Raw genomic sequence first — 1,090 nt, forward strand, 5'->3', positions numbered from 1 at the left:
CATTGTAGTCGTGCTTTCTTCTGCCGGTATATCCAAGCGCGTGATCCGACGCTCGTTGGTCGGCCATTCCTCACAGAGTGGGATCCGCGCGCAACTTGGTATGACGATCTCCGGCCGTTCGGCTGCGCGGGTCTTGGAACGTCTGGCCCACAGAACGCAGCTGACCGCTGACACAGTCGATCAATCCATGGCTGCCAGCTCGTCGAGCACCGCGTGGTAGGGCGGCGCTACAATCCGGCCTTGGTCCACTGCCCGAATCGAGGTACGCGGTCTGGAACGACACTCCGAACGACGGCGGCAGATGCCGCCACGAACATCCACTGGTCAACACATACACGATCGCGGTGAACACTGAACGAACAGGCAACGGCGCTGTCCCGCCCCGGGCGGACGAGTCCGGACTCTGGAACCCACGGCTTGAGCACTGCCCATAACTCGTCCGAAACCACCGCATCGACAACCGATCAACCACGACCCAAGATCATGGCGGCAAGATCATCAAGTTCACTCGGCAGACGCTCTAAGTATCGGTGAGCGGCAAGGTAAGATGTAGCTCTCGCGACATACGTGTAGGCGCTGTTATCAGTCTGCCGGAAGGATTACTGTGGAGACCGGAGAGGACGGGGTCGACTTCTACATCAGTCATGCCGAGGTGGACAGCGAGTGGGCAGCGTGGATTGCCTGGACGCTAGAAGAGGCTGGACACTCGACGCTTCTGAGGAACTGGGATTTCCGACCTGGAACCAACATTATCCTCCAGATTCAACGTGCGGCGCGCCGCAGCGTGCGCACGATATTGGTGATTACGAGCGCGTACCAGCTGGAATCCTCATTCGGGGACTGGTCGAATGCTTTTGAGGCGGATCGTGCTGGACACCTCGGCACAATAATCCCGGTCCGTGTAGAAAACGTTCCACTCGACGGTGTGATCTCAGATCTGATCAGCGTTGATCTAATCGGAGTTGACGAGGATACAGCACGACGTCGACTTATCGAGGCGCTGTTCCTCCACGATCTGGTCGAGGAGGCGGCCGCGTACGGCCAGGTTGGCGTAACGGAATGCGTCGTGCTCCGGCAGCTGGTCGGCGAG

1 protein-coding gene and 2 pseudogenes are annotated in these 1,090 nt (G+C 59.2%); 1 reads left to right on the forward strand and 2 read right to left on the reverse strand.

What is annotated here, in order from left to right; translation table 11 throughout:
* Window positions 1-70: 70 nt before the first annotated feature.
* Window positions 71-454, reverse strand: coding sequence for a transposase (locus tag ABZ939_RS36865; protein ID WP_361864978.1), 384 nt, complete (start codon window positions 452-454; stop codon window positions 71-73).
* A gap of 150 nt (window positions 455-604) precedes the next feature.
* Between ABZ939_RS36865 and ABZ939_RS36870 the strand changes: the two are divergent.
* Window positions 605-982, forward strand: a pseudogene (locus tag ABZ939_RS36870) (toll/interleukin-1 receptor domain-containing protein); the annotation flags it as partial.
* A gap of 18 nt (window positions 983-1,000) precedes the next feature.
* Here ABZ939_RS36870 and ABZ939_RS36875 read toward each other — a convergent pair.
* Window positions 1,001-1,090, reverse strand: a pseudogene (locus tag ABZ939_RS36875) (SGNH/GDSL hydrolase family protein); the annotation flags it as partial.

It is taken from the genome of Streptomyces sp. NPDC046712 (assembly GCF_040645695.1).
Classification (GTDB): Bacteria; Actinomycetota; Actinomycetes; order Streptomycetales; family Streptomycetaceae; genus Streptomyces.